Origin of the sequence: Bacillus sp. BB081, assembly GCF_008368895.1 — a bacterium.
GTDB classification, from domain to species: domain Bacteria; phylum Bacillota; class Bacilli; order Bacillales; family Bacillaceae_G; genus Bacillus_A; species Bacillus_A wiedmannii.
In genome coordinates, this window is sequence record NZ_QOZX01000087.1 from 1 (window position 1) to 16,845 (window position 16,845).

Here is a 16,845-nt window from a genome sequence, read left to right on the forward strand (position 1 = left end):
CGTCCCTATTTTAGGGATGAATATGCTTTTTTGTATTCAATTTCATAATAAGCGAAGAAAAGGACACGAGTTATTTTATCCGGTTATACAGAGAAGGAAGGAAAGCTGAGAACTTCCTAACGCAGAAAAATAACTTACCACCTTAGAGCTGCACTGGGGAAATTAAGTATCTAGTGCCGTGTAAACGACGTTACCGTAAAAGAAGCCATTGTATATTTACAATGGGAATCTGGGTGGAACCACGGGTAAAAGCACGCTCGTCCCTATTTTAGGGATGAGTGTGCTTTTTATTATGAAATGGAGAGATGAAAAATGAAAGAACAGATGATTGAAATGAAATTTCCGGATGGAAGCGTTAAAGAATTTGTAAAAGGAATTACTTTAGAAGAAATTGCGGGATCCATTAGCAGTAGTTTAAAAAAGAAAGCAGTCGCAGGGAAAGTAAATGATCAGTTATATGATTTACGCCGAAATATTGAAGAAAATGCGGAAGTAGAAATCGTTACTATAGATTCAAATGAAGGGGTGGAAATTGCAAGACACTCTGCGGCACATATTTTAGCGCAAGCTGTAAAGAGAATGCATGGTAATGTAAACCTTGGTGTAGGACCTGTTATTGAAAATGGATTTTATTATGATATGGATCTTCCGAGTAGTGTAAACGTAGAAGATTTACCGGAAATCGAAAAAGAAATGAAAAAAATTATAAATGAAAATATAAAAATAGAGCGAGTTGAGGTTTCACGAGAAGAGGCAAAAAAACTGTTTCAAGAAATGAATGATCACCTGAAATTAGAATTGTTAGAAGCAATTCCTAGTGGGGAAAGTGTAACACTATATAAACAAGGTGAATTTGTAGACTTATGTAGAGGACCTCATTTACCGTCAACAGGCTATTTGAAAGCTTTCCAATTAACTCACGTGTCTGGTGCATATTGGCGAGGTGATAGTAACAATCAAGTGCTTCAGCGTATATATGGTGTTGCGTTCTCTTCTCAAAAAGAATTAGAAGATTATTTACATTTCGTTGAAGAAGCAGCAAAAAGAAATCATCGTAAATTAGGTAGTGAGCTGGAGTTATTTATGTTTTCTGAAGAGGCTCCGGGAATGCCATTTTATTTACCGAAAGGACAAATTATTCGTAATGAATTAGAAGCATTTTTAAGAGAAATTCAAAAAGAGTATAAGTATCAAGAAGTACGTACTCCGTTTATGATGAACCAAGAATTATGGGAGAAATCAGGACACTGGGGACATTACAAAGACAACATGTATTTCTCTGAAGTAGACAATAAAAGTTTCGCATTAAAACCAATGAACTGCCCAGGACATATGTTAATGTTCAAAAATAAATTACACTCTTATCGCGAATTGCCAATTCGTATGTGTGAGTTCGGTCAAGTACACCGACACGAATTTAGCGGGGCTTTAAACGGATTATTAAGAGTTCGTACTTTCTGCCAAGATGATGCTCATTTATTTGTAACTCCAGAACAAATTGAAGATGAAATTAAATCCGTAATGGCGCAAATTGATTACGTTTATAAAACTTTTGGATTCGAATATGAAGTAGAGCTTTCTACTCGTCCAGAAGATTCAATGGGTGATGATAAGTTGTGGGAGCAAGCAGAAGAGGCATTAGAAAATGTATTACATTCATTGAATTATAAATATAGACTAAATGAAGGTGACGGTGCATTTTACGGACCGAAAATCGACTTCCATATTAAAGACGCTTTAAATAGAAGTCATCAGTGCGGGACAATCCAACTAGATTTCCAAATGCCGGAGAAGTTTGATTTAAATTATATAGATGAGAAGAATGAAAAGAGAAGACCAGTTGTCATTCATAGGGCAGTATTAGGATCTCTGGACCGCTTCTTAGCGATATTAATTGAGCATTTTGGAGGTGCATTCCCGGCATGGGTGGCACCGGTTCAAGTGAAGGTCATTCCAGTTTCGAATGCAGTCCATGTACAATACGCGGATGAGATTGCGGATAAATTAGCACAAGCTGGCATTCGTGTTGAAAGAGATGTACGAGATGAAAAGTTAGGATATAAAATAAGAGAAGCACAAATGCAAAAAGTTCCTTATGTTCTTGTTATTGGGGATAAGGAAATGGAGAACGGATCTGTAAATGTACGTAAATACGGTGAAGACCAGTCAGAAGTTATTGAACTAAATGGGTTTGTGGAGAGTATAAAAGAGGAAATAAAAAACAAGAAATAGAGATTGATAAGAAAATACACCATTAACATGTATTACTGAATTTAAACTCATTAAAGAACCATAATAAATGATGAAGGGATAGCTTAATCGCTATCCCTTCATCATTTATTGCCATATATTTCACTTCATACCGTTAAATCATTTTCTGATTTTATATTAATGGCTTCTTGTAAGAGTTTTTGGAGAACTGCAGCAAAAACAGCAATCACGATAGAGGAGAAAATAATGATCAATCCAATTGGTATAAAACTTGGAGGATCAATTTTTTTTGCCATTAGATAGTAGAGTGGCATACCTAGTATGTATATGGTACCGATAGTGAGGGCACAGTATTTTATATTTTTTAAAGCCTTTACTGATAATACCGAGAACGCTTTGTTCTTATCAATATAACTTAAAAGTTTAAAAACTTGATACAGAGCGAAGTAAAAAGGTATGGTCGCTACGTACATATCGATTAAAACGAGAGATTTCATATAAGCAATAGCTGGATACAATTCTCCAGCGAAATTCCCGATTTTAGGAACTAAAAATATGCACAATGCAAGTACTACTATACCTATAAAAACAATAGCTAGTTTTAAAAAGAGTGTTGTAACTTGTTTCATAAAAAGCACCTCGTTTATTTAATGACAACATGATTTTATCATATAATTTATTGTTTTAAAATAAAATTATATTGTTTTTTAACTCATTATTATTGTTATTTATGTATCCTATTAATTTTGATGAAAATAAAAGCCTTTTTCATTACAAAGAAAATTCCCTTATAAAGTGGTCTGTAATATTTTTACCTTACAAAAATGTAAGGTAAATGTAAGCGAAATCGAAGGAACGAGTTTTAGAAAAGTGAGAATATGGAATAGGAAAAAGGTTTACGTAACTCGTGTAATCCTTTCTGATTGAAAAATTTAAAAATTATTAAGGATTTACATGAGAAAAAGATAAGAAATATGTGAGAAATTAATTTTATACAAAAGGGATGGAGTGAAAGAGATGTCAACAAATGTAGTTACTGTAGAAAGTGTAGAAAAAACGTATGGGAAAAGAAATGAGAATCAGTCAAAAGCGTTAAGGGGTGTGTCATTAAGTATTAAAGAAGGAGAATTCGTCGGGATTATGGGTCCTTCTGGATCTGGAAAAACGACTTTACTTAATGTGATTAGTACATTGGATCAAGCAACGGGTGGCAGTGTGACAATAGCTGGTACAAATATTACTTCTATGAAGGGGAATGCATTATCTGATTTTCGATCTCAAAAATTAGGATTCATTTTTCAAGATTTTAACTTACTAGAAAACTTATCAATTTATGAAAATATCGCTTTACCACTTTCTCTGCAAGGCGTACCTTCAAGTGAGATTACGGGGAAGGTAAATGAGGTTGCAAAGAAATTAGGGATTACTGAAATTTTAACGAAATATCCAACTGCTGTTTCTGGTGGACAAAAGCAAAGAACGGCGGCAGCACGAGCTTTAGTACATAATCCAGCAATCGTATTAGCAGATGAACCGACTGGTGCGCTTGATAGTAAAAATGCAAAAAGCTTATTAGAAGCGATGCAAGATTTACATGAAAATCACAATGTAAGTATTTTGATGGTTACGCACGATGCGTTTAGTGCGAGTTATTGTGAGCGTATTTTATTTATTCAAGACGGTCTTCTTTATAAAGAGTTAAAGCGTCAAGGAACACGAGAAAATTTCTATCAAGACATTTTAGGCGTGCTCGCTCATATGGGCTCAGCTGCTGAGTCTAAGTAGGGGGCGAGACTATGTTATTCAAATTATCACGTCATAGTATGAAAAAGATGTTAAAAGATTATATGGTTTTACTTATTGGTCTCGTTATTAGTATTAGTATTTTCTATATGTTCCAAACGATGGCGATGAATAGTGAATTTACGAAAGATAATAGTCTTATTAGTAGTATTAGACTCGTATTCTGGGTAGGTGCCATACTATTATCTTTCATTACTGTATTTTATATTATATATGCCAATTCTTTCTTACTCACATTAAGAAGAAAAGAACTCGGTATGTACATGATGCTTGGTGCGAAAAAGAAAAAAGTAGCACAGTTATTATTTATTGAAACATTCGGTATGGGTATTGTCAGTATTATTATCGGGATCTTAGTAGGGATGTTACTTGCAAGTGTAGCAGGAAACTTTTTAATGAATGGTATGGAAATTTCAGCAAAAGGTAGTTATTCATCTGTATATACACCAGCAATCTTAGTTACAGCTATTTTCTTCTTAATACTATTTTTTATTACTGGTTTAATGAATAGCATCCGTTTATTACGTAAAACAGAATTAGAATTAATACGTGAAGATGAAACACTAGATGAAGTGAAGAAAAGTAAAACTCGCATTATTATAATGACTGTACTTGGTGTATTACTAGTAAGTACAGGATATTATTTTATGGTAAATATAAAAATGTTTGCTGAACTTGGTTTTATAATAGCGACAATCGTTACAACACTCGGAACATATTTTATCTTTAGTTCATTGCTTCCATTTTTTGTGATGAAAATTAAAGGGAATAAAAAACGAAATGAAACGGGCTTAAATAGTTTTACATATGCACAGCTACGCTTTCGAGTAAATAGTTTATCGAGAGTATTAGGTACCGTAGCGATGTTAATTGCATTAGGTGCAGGTGCGATGACGGCAGGGATGGCGTTCCAAAAAAATGTAGGTATTATGACAGACTTCTCTCGTGTATATGATGTCGTAATTCATGATCCAAATGATCAAGATAAAGCAGCCTTAAAAGAAATGGAAATTGTGGAAGAAAGCAAGTATAAGTATAAAGTAGATGGAGAAGCGGTTTATTATTTACGTAACGACTTAACTGAGAAACCACCACTTGTTTCAGACCACTTTGATACAAAAACTTTAAAAGAACCTGCTCGTAAACGTGTGGCTGAACCTTTAACTGAACCTGTTTATTCTGCTTTGGAAGCTCCTGAAGCAGCCAATAAACTTCCTCGTATGCCAAGGGATTGGGAAGATGCTGTTGTAAGAGAAATACAAATTACACATAATCAATTTAACGGAAAACCTGTAAGAATTGCTGATGAAGAACACTACAAAGCAGTTCAAGGAACGGAACATAGTGTAACATTAGCAAAAGTAGATGATATGAAAAAATATAAACCGTTGTTAATTGAAATAGACAAGAGACAAAAAGAACAAATTGAAAAAACAACAGGTGCAAAAGTAGACTTATTTACGAAAATGACAATTTATCAGTTTATGAACAGTTTCATGAGTGGAACAATGTTTATGGGGTTTTTCCTCGGGATTGCCTTTTTAGCGATGATGGCAAGTTCTCTTATGTTCAAAATTTTAACAGGTGCTTCTCGTGACGTACGCCGTTATGAAATGTTACGAAAAATCGGTGTGAGACGTAGTATGTTAACAAAAAGTATATATAAAGAAATTTCATATTTATTTATCTTCCCAGCGATTATTGGAATTTCCCACGTGTTAGTAGGGCTTAACTTATTTAGCTTCATATTAGTTGACCCGTTTGTAAAAGTGTGGGTGCCAATTGGGATTTTCTTAGTCATTTATTTCATCTATTACTGGATAACAGTTCAACTTTATAAAGGAATGGTAATGCCGAAAGAAGAAGTAGCGAAGTAGTTTAAGAAAAAAGACTCTTGTATAAAAGACAAGAGTCTTTTTGTAATGTTTTCTATACAGAAGGAAAAGATTGGATAATGGTCGAAAAAGATAATGTAACTTCCAATAAATGACTGAAAAAATAAAATTTTGTCGAGAGAAAGGGTTAGAAGTATGAAAGAAATGCTACAGTTATTTCGTAACAAAGTGTATGCCCGTTTTTTTCTAGCAAATATTTTAGAGCGACTCGGTTCTATGATTGCTGGAATTTCTTTAATGTTTTATTTGTTAGACCAGTACGGAAAACAACCAGTTTACGCAACGATGACACAAATTATGATGGCATTACCCGCATTAATCTTTTTTCTATTAGTAGGGACAGTAGTGGACCGTTTTGATAGAAAACGTATTTGTACGGTAAGCAACATATGTTGTTCGCTCTGTAATATCGGAATTCTAATTTCGCTTTATTATGGAATGATTATACTCGTCTTTATATTTTTATTTTTGGAAAATGCATGTATACAATTTTTCTCTCCATCAGAACAGTCGATGATACAAGGAGTAGTTGAATCAGACCAATATGGTGCAGCAGCAGGTATGAATCAAATGGTGAATAGTTTGTATGCTTTGTTTGGGGTAGGAATTGCAACGATGGTGTACTGGACTTTTGGAATTTACGGGAGCATTTTAGTAAATACGCTCACATTTATTATGAGTGGTATTTTGATTCAAACGATCTCCATTCCAGAAAAAGTTCGTTTGCCAAATGGTAGAACAAAGTGGAAAGAAGTTAATTTGAAGATGTTAAAAACAGAGTTTCAAGAAGGGATCAAGTATATATATCAAAATGAAACTTTAAAAAAATTACTTTTAGGATTTATCGTATTTGGACTATTAAATGGTATTTTAAGCGTATCCACTACTTACATATTAAAATATAAATTAGCACCAGCAACGTATGAAAGTTTAGCGATGGTGGGCGGTGTAGTTGGAGGGATTTCATTATTAATTGGAAGTATAGTAGCAACAAGTATAGGTAAGAAATATGCACCTAACCCTATTATTGTATTTGGTATGGCGGGCTCAGGAGTCTTTTTCGGTATGTGTTACTTTGTAAATCACGTATGGTCTTTTTATGTATGTATCGCTTTTGCGACTTTCTTTTTACCATTTATTAATGTTGCAATAATGGGCTGGATGTATGAAATTGTAGAAGAGTCATTCATGGGACGCGTTCAAAGTTTACTTAGTCCATTAACGACAGGATTCCAGCTGTTATCTCTCGGTGCGATAGCGATGTTGTTCCCGAAATGGATTCGTGCAGATACGTTGTTTATTATTTTATTTGGTTTATTATTTTTTGTTACGTGTTTATATCAAGCCATTTTACCTAGTGGGAAGAAACGGGTGCAAGGTATAGCTGAAGAGATGTAATATATCTGGTTTTGATTTCTGAATATTCTATCGGATAGTAAGGAGAAATCGTTATGTTGATGCGAATTGTTAAATGGTGTGGGGTTACTTGTTTACAACTAGTAGCTGCTATTTTATGTATAATCTGCCTAGGTGCGCTACCGCGTTTATTTAAGGGATTGCAAATGGATTTAATCGGTTTTTGGAACACGATTGTATTTCTTGGAGGAAAGTTACTACAACCGGATGAAATTACATATGGATTTCGGGACTCAAGAAAATTATTTCCGCAAATTTGGATTCATTATTTTGAAACGATGATTGTATTTCTCTCAGCGTTTTTACTATCTTTGCTTATAGCGTATTTACTTGTCGTTTGGGTATTGCAACGTTCTCATATAAAGCAGAAAATGTGGAATGGGATTTTCCTTACGCTTGAGAGTATACCGGATATACTACTTATTTTATCATCACAACTTCTTGTCGTAATTATGTTTCAAAAAACAGGATTTATGCCGTTCAAACTGGCTGGATTAGGAGAAGAAAGAATACGTTTGTTACCAATTATATGTCTTACAATACCAACAACATTATTATTTATTAAACTTTTGTTATTACGATTTAAAGAAGAATTAGAGAAAGAATATAGTTTGTTTGCTAAGAGTAAGGGGCTAAGCTTATGGCATATTTTGACACATCATATTTCAAGAAATGTTTTATTGACGACAATTTATTATGCGAAAACAAATATTTTATTTATGCTTTCAAATTTATATATTATTGAATGGATTTTCAATACATATGGAATGTTTGTTTTTGTAAAAGAAAATTCTAAATTAGAAATATTTACAGTGAGTCTAGTTATATTATACGTGCCGCTTTTTATACTATTTCGTATATTACATACGCTTTTACAAAATGTTATAAAGGAGCGTGTGTAATATGTGGCAAGTTGTAAAAAGAGATGTGAGATTTTGGATAGGTATTACTTTTTTGAGTGTACTAATGATTGTTAGTATTGGATATACGGTGTTTTTTGATGGGAATATTCGCGAACTTACGATGATGTATAACGAAAAAGGGGAACTAGAGGCAGCTCCATTTTCACCATCGGGTAAATTTTGGTTTGGAAGTGATGTGAAAGGCCGCGACCTTGTTCAATTAATAATAGAAGGCGCGAAATGGACAGTTGGAGCGAGTATAATTATAGCGATTTTACGAGTTATAGTTGGAGGGGGAATTGGTTTACTTCTTGGTATGTATGGTAAACGTTCTTTTCCAGTTATTTCATCATTTTTTGATCCTTTTAGTATTGTACCGATGGTTATGATTTCTTATTTTATGTTAAATGAAGTTTTAACGTTTGATAGTGGAGCGGAAGTTGTGCCGTTGTATTTGCGTGTGGCATTTCAAATTATAGTACTTGTATGCCTTGCTGTACCAACGGTTATGCTGTATGTAGCGCAAGAAGTCAAGCGTATTAAGAAGGAAGAATTTATGTTGGCAGCCACTGTGCTCGGCGGAAGTAAGTGGCAGAAGTTGAGGCGCCATATATGGCCGCATATGTTACCATCATTTCTTTTATTAGTAGCCCAACAATTTGTGAGTGTACTATTACTTCTTTTGCATCTTGGAATACTTAAGTTGTTTTTTGGCGGAACGATATTATTTGGATTAGATGCAGATAGTGTAACAAAAGAATGGACTGGTCTAATTGGTCAAAACTTCCGCCATTTAACTACACATACATGGATTGTACTTATACCAATTGCTTTTTATAGTATGACGATTTTAGCGGGAAATCTAGTTAGTAATAGTATGCAAGATGCGATTAAACTAGGAAATGTAAGAACACCAAGGAGCAAGGATAAAGAGGTAAAGGAAGAGAAGCGAGTACAAACTAATGTGAATGATTTTTCCTTTTATAGAGAGATACAAAAATAAAAAAGATAGCTGAAGACAAATTGTTTTCAGCTATCTTTTTTGTTTATAGAGGTGGTAAATCAATCTTACCTTCTTCAAATAATTCTTTTATCATATGCTTCGTATAACCAGCGGCTTGACCAAAGGTGATTTTTGCTGGCATTGGTGCTTCGTTTGCATCTACAACTATATCAATAATACACGGTCTATTTTGTTTTACCGCATTTTCGAAAGCAGGAAGTAGTTCATCTACATTCTCAACTCGGTATCCAATACCTCCGCACGCCTCTGCGTATTTTGCAAAATCAGGGTTTGTTAAGTCTGTACCAAATTCGATATTCCCCATAACTTCTTGTTCGAATTTAATCATGGCGATTTTATTATTGTTTAAAACGACGACAACGATTGGTAGTTTATATTTAACAGCTGTTACGAAATCGTTCATTGTCATTCCAAAACCACCGTCACCACAAACCGCAAATACTTGTTTATCCGGGAAAGCAATTTTTCCAGCAAGTGCACCAGGTAAACCACAGCCAAGTGTTGCGAGCCAGCTAGAAATGATAAATTGCTGATTTGTCATACGGAAGTGCCTTGCTGTCCATACTGTTACATTTCCGACATCGACTGATAATATTGCGTCATCATGTGCTACTTGTTGCAGTGCATGCATAACGCGTTGTGGTTTAATTGGAGTAGAAGAATTGTCTTCTTGATTGTGTAATTTTTCTTCCCACTTTTTCATCATTTCTTGATGATGCTCTAAGAAGGAGTGGTCCTCATGTTTTTCTACATTTTCAATTAACCATTTTAATGTTTTATCAGCATCACCAGCTAAGCCGATATCTGTTACGTAACGTTTTCCGATTTGGGCAGGATCAGTATCGATATGGATTGTTTTTGCTTTTTCGGGTAAGAAACCTGTGAACGGATAAGAAGTACCAATCATAATTAAAGTATCAGCATGTTTCATTGCTTCATAAGAAGGTTTCGTTCCAATTAATCCTAATCCACCGATACAAAGTGGATGTTCATCAGGGATAATTCCTTTAGCTGGTAATGTAAGTACGATTGGAGCACCAATATGTTCTGCGAATGAAAGTAAGGATTCTCTCGCATGTTTCGCACCTTTTCCAGCTAAAATAACAGGCTTTTTCGCTTCATTTATTGCGAGTTTTGCAGCATGTAAATCTTCTTCTTGCGGAAATAACTCAGGTAATGTAAAAGAAGTATTTGTAACACGAGCACCACTTTTTACTTCGAATTTTGGAACATCATCTGGAATCGTAAGAACAGATACACCTTTTTTCGTATAAGCCATTCGAATCGCTTGATTTACGACAGTAGGTAGCTGTTCTGCTGACATAATGCGCTGGTTATAAACCGCAACATCATCGAACAATCTTTCTAAGTTTACTTCTTGGAAAAAATCCGTCCCGAGTAAATCGGTTTCTACTTGACCTGAAATTGCTAGAACGGGTGCTTTATCGAGTTTGGCATCATATAAACCATTTAATAAATGAATAGCACCGGGCCCTGCGATTGCCATACAAACGCCGAGTTTTCCTGTTAACTTAGCATAGGAAGCTGCTGCAAGTGCACCAGCTTCTTCATGGCGCACTTGAATAAATTTGATTTTATCTTGTTTTTTTCGTAAAGCTTCAATTATTGAATTGATGGAATCTCCAGGCATTCCGTATATGTGTTCTACTCCCCAGTCAATTAATAGGTCAACTAGTGCTTCACCGGCTGTTTTCTCAAACATAATTTTTCCTCCTTATAATAGGTAGTTACTATTATGTTTTGGAGAAAAAGGAAAAATATACAAATGATAAAATTATTATCTTTAATGATGACCAGCGAATAGTGTAAATATTGTTATTAGTAAAAATCCACTAGTTGCCCATGTTAAAAATGAAAGGAAAGAGAGCTGTTTCTTTGCCTTCCAAAGCATTTCATGAATTGTAACATAGCCAAGTGAACCGATAGCACTTCCCATAATGAGTCCTTGTAAATGTAGGGCTTTTCCTTCCATCAAAATGCCAAAAACAGTACCGGTACCGAGAATAAGTGAAAGCAATAAAGTCGTTAATAAAAATGAAATATATTTATGTTTTGTAAAGAGAAAGGGAATAATTAAAGCTAATCCTTCTGGAATATGGTGAACGACAATTGCTATTAAAAAAGGAATGGCAGAGTCAGCATGATTTATAAATGCTGTACCTAATGCAAATCCACTCGGCAAATTATGAATAAATATGGCAAAAGAAAGAAAAAGGAAAGTTTGCCATGCTTGTTGATCTTTTTTATGTATCATTGGATGATGACAATAGTTATCTAATAAGCTCATAACTAAAATACCGATAGCTATACCAAGTATAGGTCCAATTATTTCATAGCTTGAAAATGTTTCAGGAATAATTTCAAGGGATAAAAGGCCAAGCAAAATTCCGCCACACAATGCGTATAAACGATGCATTTTTTCTTCAATGAGCTGGCGCGTAGCAATGCCAACAGCACCGCCTAATAATAATCCACCGAATGAAAAAAACGTAACAATCATTGGAATCCATAATCGTTCCATCGTATCACACTCCGATTCTTCCACTTATTTTTAGCTTACGAAAAGGAAAGTTAGATTAGTCCAAGTAATTGTGTTTAATTATAGAGAAAAAACTAATAATTCGTTATAATTTATATATTAAATTTAAGTGCAAATATGAAATGGGGAATACGTTTGCAAACAAAGTGGAGTCTATCTGAATACGAAAATCCAAAACGATATGATATAGAAAATAAAAGTTTGTCAGATTTTCCGTTCTTACTATCATGGGCACAAAAACTAAATATACAAAATGAATGGATTCTAGATATTGCCTGCGGAACAGGAAGGGTTACGATACCCTTTATAGAGAACGGATATCAAATGATTGGTGTAGATATACATGAAGGTATGCTTGCTGAAGCGAAGAGAAAATCTACGGGGGGTAAAAAAGTAAAATGGCTACAACAAGACTGTTTACAATTAAAGATTGAAGAAACAATTCCGTTAGCATTTATGGTTGGTCATGGATTTCAACACTTTCTTACGAATACAGATCAAAATAAGTTATTAACATCTATTTATCATGTGTTAGCTGATAATGGTATATTCATATTCGATACACGTTTTCCTTCAAAAGAAGAATTAATACAACCATCTACAGAAGAATATTGGACAACTATTCGTGATGAAAAGGGAAGAAAATGTGATTTATATACTGAAATGACATATGATTCAATTCAGCAAATACAGCACTACATAACAACAAGAAGGTTTTATGAGGGTGATGTGCGAGTAGAAGAACTGAAAACAACGATTGATCTTCGCTATACGTATCCGCAGGAGTTAGAAAGATTATTAGTAGCGAATGGCTTTGAACTATTACATATATATAATGATTGGAAAGGAAATGAGTTAGGGGAAGACTGCTATTCTATGGTAGTAGTTTGCCGGAAGAAAAAATAGTGTTATTTTTAAAATATGAGTGTGAAAAGCTTTTAAGGAGAGAAAAAGATGACTTGGTACTTAGATAATGTTTATGAAATAAATAAAGAAGCGCCCTATACATTTTATCTTCCTAGCTCAGAAGTTTTGGAGAAATTAAAGGTTGGAGATTTGGTAAAGTTAATTTTTGTAACTAAAATCGAAGACGAAGATGGGTTTCATGGTGAACGAATGTGGGTGGAAATCACTGAAAGAAATGAGAAAAAGTTTGCAGGGGAACTGATCAATGATCCATATCGTTTAGATTTAAAAATAGGTGATAAAATTTCATTTGGAATTGAAAATATATGTGATACGGAATATAATGATCCAGCTTCAAAAGATTGGGATTTTTATTTTGATACGAAGGTAATTGTTAGTGAGGATGTACTTGAAAAAAGAGAATTTAACTTTATGCTTAAAGAGGGTTCAAGAGAAGAAGGTGACTCTGGTTGGTCAATATTGAGTGGCTATGAAAGTGATGACTATGTCAATAATCCTAAAAACTTTCAAATTATTTCAATTGGAGTCATTTTGAATATAGATGATTCTATTTTAAACTTTCTTGAGGAACCACCTTTATGTGCATATGAAAGAAATGATGAAGGTAGGTTCTATAAGATTGAAGACTATGATTGGGATGCTTATTTAAATGGATAGATGAAGTTACTATATTTTAAAGAAAGCGATATATATTATTTCATGCTATGTGCTGGAACAAGGTTTTACAGATAATAATTGAAGAGAATAGCAGTAAATGGAGGAACTAATTATGCAGCAAATAAAAAAAATAGGAAACTCGTTTTGGTATATGACACCAGTTTCTGAAACAGATAGACCTATATTGGGAATGGTCGTTGGACAAGAAAAAACGTTAATGATTGATGCAGGGAATTCAGAAGAACATGCACAATTGTTTTTAGAAATGTTAAAAGAACAAAAGGTATCGAATCCTGATTTTGTAGCACTAACGCATTGGCACTGGGATCATATTTTTGGATTATCTGTACTACAGAATGCATTAACTATTGCGCATGCTGAAACGAAAAAAGAAATGCAATCACTAGTATCTTATGAATGGACAGATGAGGCGTTGGACGCACGCGTAAAAGAAGGTACTGAAATTTCATTTTGTGCGGATTGCATCAAGAAAGAGTTTGAAGAAAAAGCGAGAAATATTAAAATTATTCCTCCAAACTTAACATTCCAGGATCAAATTGAATTAGACCTTGGTGAAGTGACATGCGTGTTAAAACATGTCGGCGGAGATCATGCACATGATTCAGTTGTTATTTACGTGAAAGAAGAAAAGATATTATTTTTAGGAGATTGTATATATGCAGATATCTTTTCTTCAAAGTGGAACTATTCAACGAAACAAACGTTTAAATTAATAGAGGAGTTGGAGTCATTTGATGCTGAAACTTATATTCTTTCTCATGGGACAGCTATAAGCCGGGATGAGTTTTTACAAGAAATGCATTTGTTAAAAACAGTCGGAACTTATACAGAACTTCATAAAGGCGATGAAGAAAACATAAAGGAAGCGTATAAACGAGATGTAGATAGAGAATTAAATGAAGATGAATTAGAAACAATTACGTTTTTTGTAAATGGTTATGAAATGAATAATCAGTAAGACACGACATTAATCAAATATAATTAAATTGCACAAAAAGAGTATTGAAATTTAATTCAATGCTCTTTTTTAATAATAAGTTCCAACCAATCTCTAAATTTTTTGGCTGGCTCATCATTTGAAGTTATACCATTTTTTTATTTTTCGTATAGACAGGCTTTCAAGTAGAGGCTTTCTTTGCTAACCCAGTTATATAGTCGAAAAAACCATTGTGGTTTACATCATAAACGACATTTACCGGCCGTCCATCATGAGTTTCCACTGTACGTCCTTGGCTAGGTCCGTATGTATAAACAATACTATTAATCGTTTGTACTTTTGCTAGATCAGCTTTCCCAACAAATGCAGCAGTTAATACATCCCACAAATAGTAGGTAGAGTTCTTTGGAAAGTGAACGAGAGGGGGAACAATTGCATAACATTGACCAAGGAAATCAATACCGATATACTTTCGATCTTTTGCCCACTGTTCACGTATGTCTACAGTTAGGGGAACTTGGTTTGTACTTTCTAGCGTTACTAAGTCGATTTTAATTTTTGATTCCCACACACGAGCTACTGCTTCAGGATCCCAAAACGAATTCCACTCAGCTGTTCCATCATGTTCTGGTTCATGTACATTGCCGGCAGTACGAAATGTTCCTCCCATCCAAACAAGGCGCTCAATTTTCCCCTCAATTACAGGTGCTTCATATAGTGCACGGGCTAAATCGGTAAGAGGCCCTGTAAATAATAAAGTTGTTTTCTCTTCAGTTTGTAGTAGGGTTTCAATTAAATGATGATGAGCAGGTTTTTTTGCTACGGGTGTTACAACTTTTCCGGACTCATTTAAAATGGGTAAAGCATCTACATAAAATGCATGCATTCGCCAGTCTTTTGGAAATGGATTTTTCGCACGGGAATTTGATGCAGCTACTTCAATATTTTCTTTGCCGAAGCGATCAATAATTTTGCGACTTGCAGACATTGCTGGTTCTAAATAGCAATCTGCAGGGATAACTGAAACACCTGTAAGCTTGACTTTATCCATCTGGAGTAATAAAAATAGTGAAATTAAATCATCTACACCACCATCATGATTGAAGTACACTTTTTCCATCATTGTAATCTCCATCCTATATGATTTAGTAAGGAATTAAATATGAAGTTTGGAAAAATCATCAGTGATTTCCACCACTTCAATTTTTCCATTGATCAGTAATTCCGGAAGTTCATTATTTACAGTTCCTTTCCAATACTCTCTTGCTTGTTCAATTTTTTGAGAGAAAGGAATACCATCTTCTTTCGGTAAAAGATTTCCGTCACCTTCAAAACAATGTCCAATTACTCGTAGTTTAACAATCTGCAAAACTTCTCGATTGTAAGAATCAAATAATACTTTCCATTTTAAAGTATCTTCATAGCTCTTTGCAGCATATAAACAAGATAATCTTGAAGGGTATTCAGAGAATTCTTGTAGTCTTACCATTTCTACAATTGTTTCTCTAACGGCTCTAATTGTTTGATCCATATAATTCATAACTACTTTAGCATTTTCATTCTTTATATGTAATTCTTCATTTTTATAGTGGTTATTTATAATTTTTATGCCATCTTCACCACTAGAATTTAAATGTTCTCTTTCAAAAAAGAACCGATATAGAGTATTAGTTTGATTTTTATCGAAATGAATGATTTGTCCAATATTTATTTTTTTCCTTGTAACGATGTGGTATACGTAAAATTCTGTGTCATTCATGGTTATCCTCCTAGTAGTAATGTAATTCAACATTGAAATATATAAAACCTTTATAAGTAAGAGTGAGAATTTGATTAGAAAGTATAGTGAATATATGATAACGCTTTAAATTTGTTCACAAAATGTTCACTTACGAAGAGGTTTCCACAATCGATATAATGACAAAGACTCAAAGAGAAAGGATGATAAAAATTGCCAACAACAAGAAAGGAAAACCTCCAATTTGGTATGATGATGTGCCTTGGGATGGTTATTGTAATGACGTTTTATAATTTATTACTGAATGGAGTAGGAGGGCCAATTCATATTAAGGAGATCGCATTAGAACTAATAATTGGATTCATTATTGCATTATTAATTGAAATATGTATCGTTGGACCTTGTGCGAAAAAACTTGTATTCATGTTACCGTTTGATAAATCGAAGAAAATAAATATTATAGTTGCGATGGCGACAGCTATGGTAATCGGAATGGTTTTCTTTATGTCTTTTTACGGAATGGCTATGATGTATTTACATGGTGGACTACAAGGAGACTCATTTGTATCAATGTATTTTTCAATTTTCATTAAAAATTTCATTTTGGCGTATCCACTACAATTAATTATTATGGGGCCACTTGTGCGTTTTTTATTTGGAAAGTTTGTTATGAAGAATAAACCTGTTAATATAGCGTAGTTATAATTATTAAAATATTATATACCGATAAAACAATAAAAAACACATCTCAAAT

Annotated in this window: 15 protein-coding genes and 1 other annotated feature; of the genes, 10 read left to right on the forward strand and 5 right to left on the reverse strand. The window is 33.9% G+C overall.

The window, feature by feature from the left end:
• The first annotated feature begins 45 nt into the window (after positions 1 to 45).
• Positions 46 to 268, forward strand: a binding site (T-box leader).
• 44 nt (positions 269 to 312) lie between these two features.
• Positions 313 to 2,232, forward strand: a complete 1,920-nt coding sequence (gene thrS / locus DN394_RS25610) for a threonine--tRNA ligase (protein WP_048546697.1) — start codon at positions 313 to 315, stop codon at positions 2,230 to 2,232.
• Positions 2,233 to 2,357: 125 nt separating this feature from the next.
• Here the strand turns inward: thrS and DN394_RS25615 are convergent, their stop codons facing one another.
• Positions 2,358 to 2,840: a DUF2975 domain-containing protein gene (locus tag DN394_RS25615; protein WP_046959368.1), complete on the reverse strand. Its 483-nt coding sequence runs from the start codon at positions 2,838 to 2,840 to the stop codon at positions 2,358 to 2,360.
• A gap of 388 nt (positions 2,841 to 3,228) precedes the next feature.
• Here DN394_RS25615 and DN394_RS25620 point away from each other — a divergent pair, with 388 nt between their 5' ends.
• The 5 genes from DN394_RS25620 to DN394_RS25640 all read left to right on the forward strand — a co-directional run bounded on the left by DN394_RS25620 (position 3,229) and on the right by DN394_RS25640 (position 9,230).
• On the forward strand, positions 3,229 to 3,996 hold the full coding sequence (locus tag DN394_RS25620) for an ABC transporter ATP-binding protein (RefSeq protein ID WP_000106429.1): 768 nt from the start codon (positions 3,229 to 3,231) through the stop codon (positions 3,994 to 3,996).
• 11 nt (positions 3,997 to 4,007) lie between these two features.
• Positions 4,008 to 5,891, forward strand: a complete 1,884-nt coding sequence (locus tag DN394_RS25625; protein WP_097916282.1) for an FtsX-like permease family protein — start codon at positions 4,008 to 4,010, stop codon at positions 5,889 to 5,891.
• Positions 5,892 to 6,020: 129 nt separating this feature from the next.
• Complete coding sequence (locus DN394_RS25630) at positions 6,021 to 7,307, forward strand: MFS transporter (RefSeq protein WP_149294363.1); 1,287 nt, start codon at positions 6,021 to 6,023, stop codon at positions 7,305 to 7,307.
• A 53-nt stretch (positions 7,308 to 7,360) separates the two neighbouring features.
• A complete protein-coding gene (locus tag DN394_RS25635) occupies positions 7,361 to 8,227 on the forward strand; it encodes an ABC transporter permease subunit (protein WP_141475238.1) in 867 nt (288 codons plus the stop codon).
• 1 nt (position 8,228) lies between these two features.
• Positions 8,229 to 9,230, forward strand: a complete 1,002-nt coding sequence (locus DN394_RS25640; RefSeq protein ID WP_098705179.1) for an ABC transporter permease subunit — start codon at positions 8,229 to 8,231, stop codon at positions 9,228 to 9,230.
• A 43-nt stretch (positions 9,231 to 9,273) separates the two neighbouring features.
• Here DN394_RS25640 and DN394_RS25645 read toward each other — a convergent pair whose 3' ends face one another.
• Together DN394_RS25645 and DN394_RS25650 are read right to left on the reverse strand one after the other, a co-directional pair.
• A complete protein-coding gene (locus DN394_RS25645; protein ID WP_098705178.1) occupies positions 9,274 to 10,974 on the reverse strand; it encodes a pyruvate oxidase in 1,701 nt (566 codons plus the stop codon).
• A gap of 81 nt (positions 10,975 to 11,055) precedes the next feature.
• Positions 11,056 to 11,793 carry a ZIP family metal transporter gene (locus tag DN394_RS25650; RefSeq protein WP_098953995.1) on the reverse strand — a complete coding sequence of 246 codons (738 nt, stop codon included), beginning with the start codon at positions 11,791 to 11,793 and terminating at the stop codon, positions 11,056 to 11,058.
• A gap of 135 nt (positions 11,794 to 11,928) precedes the next feature.
• Between DN394_RS25650 and DN394_RS25655 the strand changes: the two genes are divergently transcribed.
• The 3 genes from DN394_RS25655 (at position 11,929) to DN394_RS25665 (ending at position 14,374) form a co-directional block, all read left to right on the forward strand.
• The gene (locus DN394_RS25655; RefSeq protein ID WP_149294364.1) at positions 11,929 to 12,717 is read left to right on the forward strand and encodes a class I SAM-dependent methyltransferase; all 789 of its coding nucleotides are present in this window, start codon (positions 11,929 to 11,931) and stop codon (positions 12,715 to 12,717) included.
• Between the two features lie 48 nt (positions 12,718 to 12,765).
• Positions 12,766 to 13,395, forward strand: coding sequence for an immunity protein Imm33 domain-containing protein (locus DN394_RS25660; RefSeq protein ID WP_098705177.1), 630 nt, complete (start codon positions 12,766 to 12,768; stop codon positions 13,393 to 13,395).
• Between the two features lie 112 nt (positions 13,396 to 13,507).
• The gene (locus DN394_RS25665; protein ID WP_098953993.1) at positions 13,508 to 14,374 is read left to right on the forward strand and encodes an MBL fold metallo-hydrolase; all 867 of its coding nucleotides are present in this window, start codon (positions 13,508 to 13,510) and stop codon (positions 14,372 to 14,374) included.
• A gap of 160 nt (positions 14,375 to 14,534) precedes the next feature.
• Here DN394_RS25665 and DN394_RS25670 read toward each other — a convergent pair whose 3' ends face one another.
• Both DN394_RS25670 and DN394_RS25675 read right to left on the reverse strand, forming a co-directional pair.
• The gene (locus DN394_RS25670) at positions 14,535 to 15,476 is read right to left on the reverse strand and encodes a nucleoside hydrolase (RefSeq protein WP_149294365.1); all 942 of its coding nucleotides are present in this window, start codon (positions 15,474 to 15,476) and stop codon (positions 14,535 to 14,537) included.
• Between the two features lie 33 nt (positions 15,477 to 15,509).
• Positions 15,510 to 16,112 (reverse strand): DUF2441 domain-containing protein, encoded by a 603-nt coding sequence (locus DN394_RS25675; protein WP_098705174.1) that lies wholly within the window; start codon positions 16,110 to 16,112, stop codon positions 15,510 to 15,512.
• A gap of 192 nt (positions 16,113 to 16,304) precedes the next feature.
• Between DN394_RS25675 and DN394_RS25680 the strand changes: the two genes are divergently transcribed.
• Positions 16,305 to 16,790 carry a DUF2798 domain-containing protein gene (locus DN394_RS25680; protein ID WP_097916302.1) on the forward strand — a complete coding sequence of 162 codons (486 nt, stop codon included), beginning with the start codon at positions 16,305 to 16,307 and terminating at the stop codon, positions 16,788 to 16,790.
• Positions 16,791 to 16,845 lie beyond the last annotated feature (55 nt).

What these genes read in the sequence shown, in the direction of transcription:
- thrS (WP_048546697.1), top strand. Translation starts at nt 313, where the DNA reads ATGAAAGAACAGATGATTGAAATGAAATTTCCGGATGGAAGCGTTAAA.
- DN394_RS25615 (WP_046959368.1), bottom strand. Translation starts at nt 2,840, where the DNA reads ATGAAACAAGTTACAACACTCTTTTTAAAACTAGCTATTGTTTTTATA.
- DN394_RS25620 (WP_000106429.1), top strand. Translation starts at nt 3,229, where the DNA reads ATGTCAACAAATGTAGTTACTGTAGAAAGTGTAGAAAAAACGTATGGG.
- DN394_RS25625 (WP_097916282.1), top strand. Translation starts at nt 4,008, where the DNA reads ATGTTATTCAAATTATCACGTCATAGTATGAAAAAGATGTTAAAAGAT.
- DN394_RS25635 (WP_141475238.1), top strand. Translation starts at nt 7,361, where the DNA reads ATGTTGATGCGAATTGTTAAATGGTGTGGGGTTACTTGTTTACAACTA.
- DN394_RS25640 (WP_098705179.1), top strand. Translation starts at nt 8,229, where the DNA reads ATGTGGCAAGTTGTAAAAAGAGATGTGAGATTTTGGATAGGTATTACT.
- DN394_RS25645 (WP_098705178.1), bottom strand. Translation starts at nt 10,974, where the DNA reads ATGTTTGAGAAAACAGCCGGTGAAGCACTAGTTGACCTATTAATTGAC.
- DN394_RS25650 (WP_098953995.1), bottom strand. Translation starts at nt 11,793, where the DNA reads ATGGAACGATTATGGATTCCAATGATTGTTACGTTTTTTTCATTCGGT.
- DN394_RS25655 (WP_149294364.1), top strand. Translation starts at nt 11,929, where the DNA reads ATGAAATGGGGAATACGTTTGCAAACAAAGTGGAGTCTATCTGAATAC.
- DN394_RS25660 (WP_098705177.1), top strand. Translation starts at nt 12,766, where the DNA reads ATGACTTGGTACTTAGATAATGTTTATGAAATAAATAAAGAAGCGCCC.
- DN394_RS25665 (WP_098953993.1), top strand. Translation starts at nt 13,508, where the DNA reads ATGCAGCAAATAAAAAAAATAGGAAACTCGTTTTGGTATATGACACCA.
- DN394_RS25670 (WP_149294365.1), bottom strand. Translation starts at nt 15,476, where the DNA reads ATGATGGAAAAAGTGTACTTCAATCATGATGGTGGTGTAGATGATTTA.
- DN394_RS25675 (WP_098705174.1), bottom strand. Translation starts at nt 16,112, where the DNA reads ATGAATGACACAGAATTTTACGTATACCACATCGTTACAAGGAAAAAA.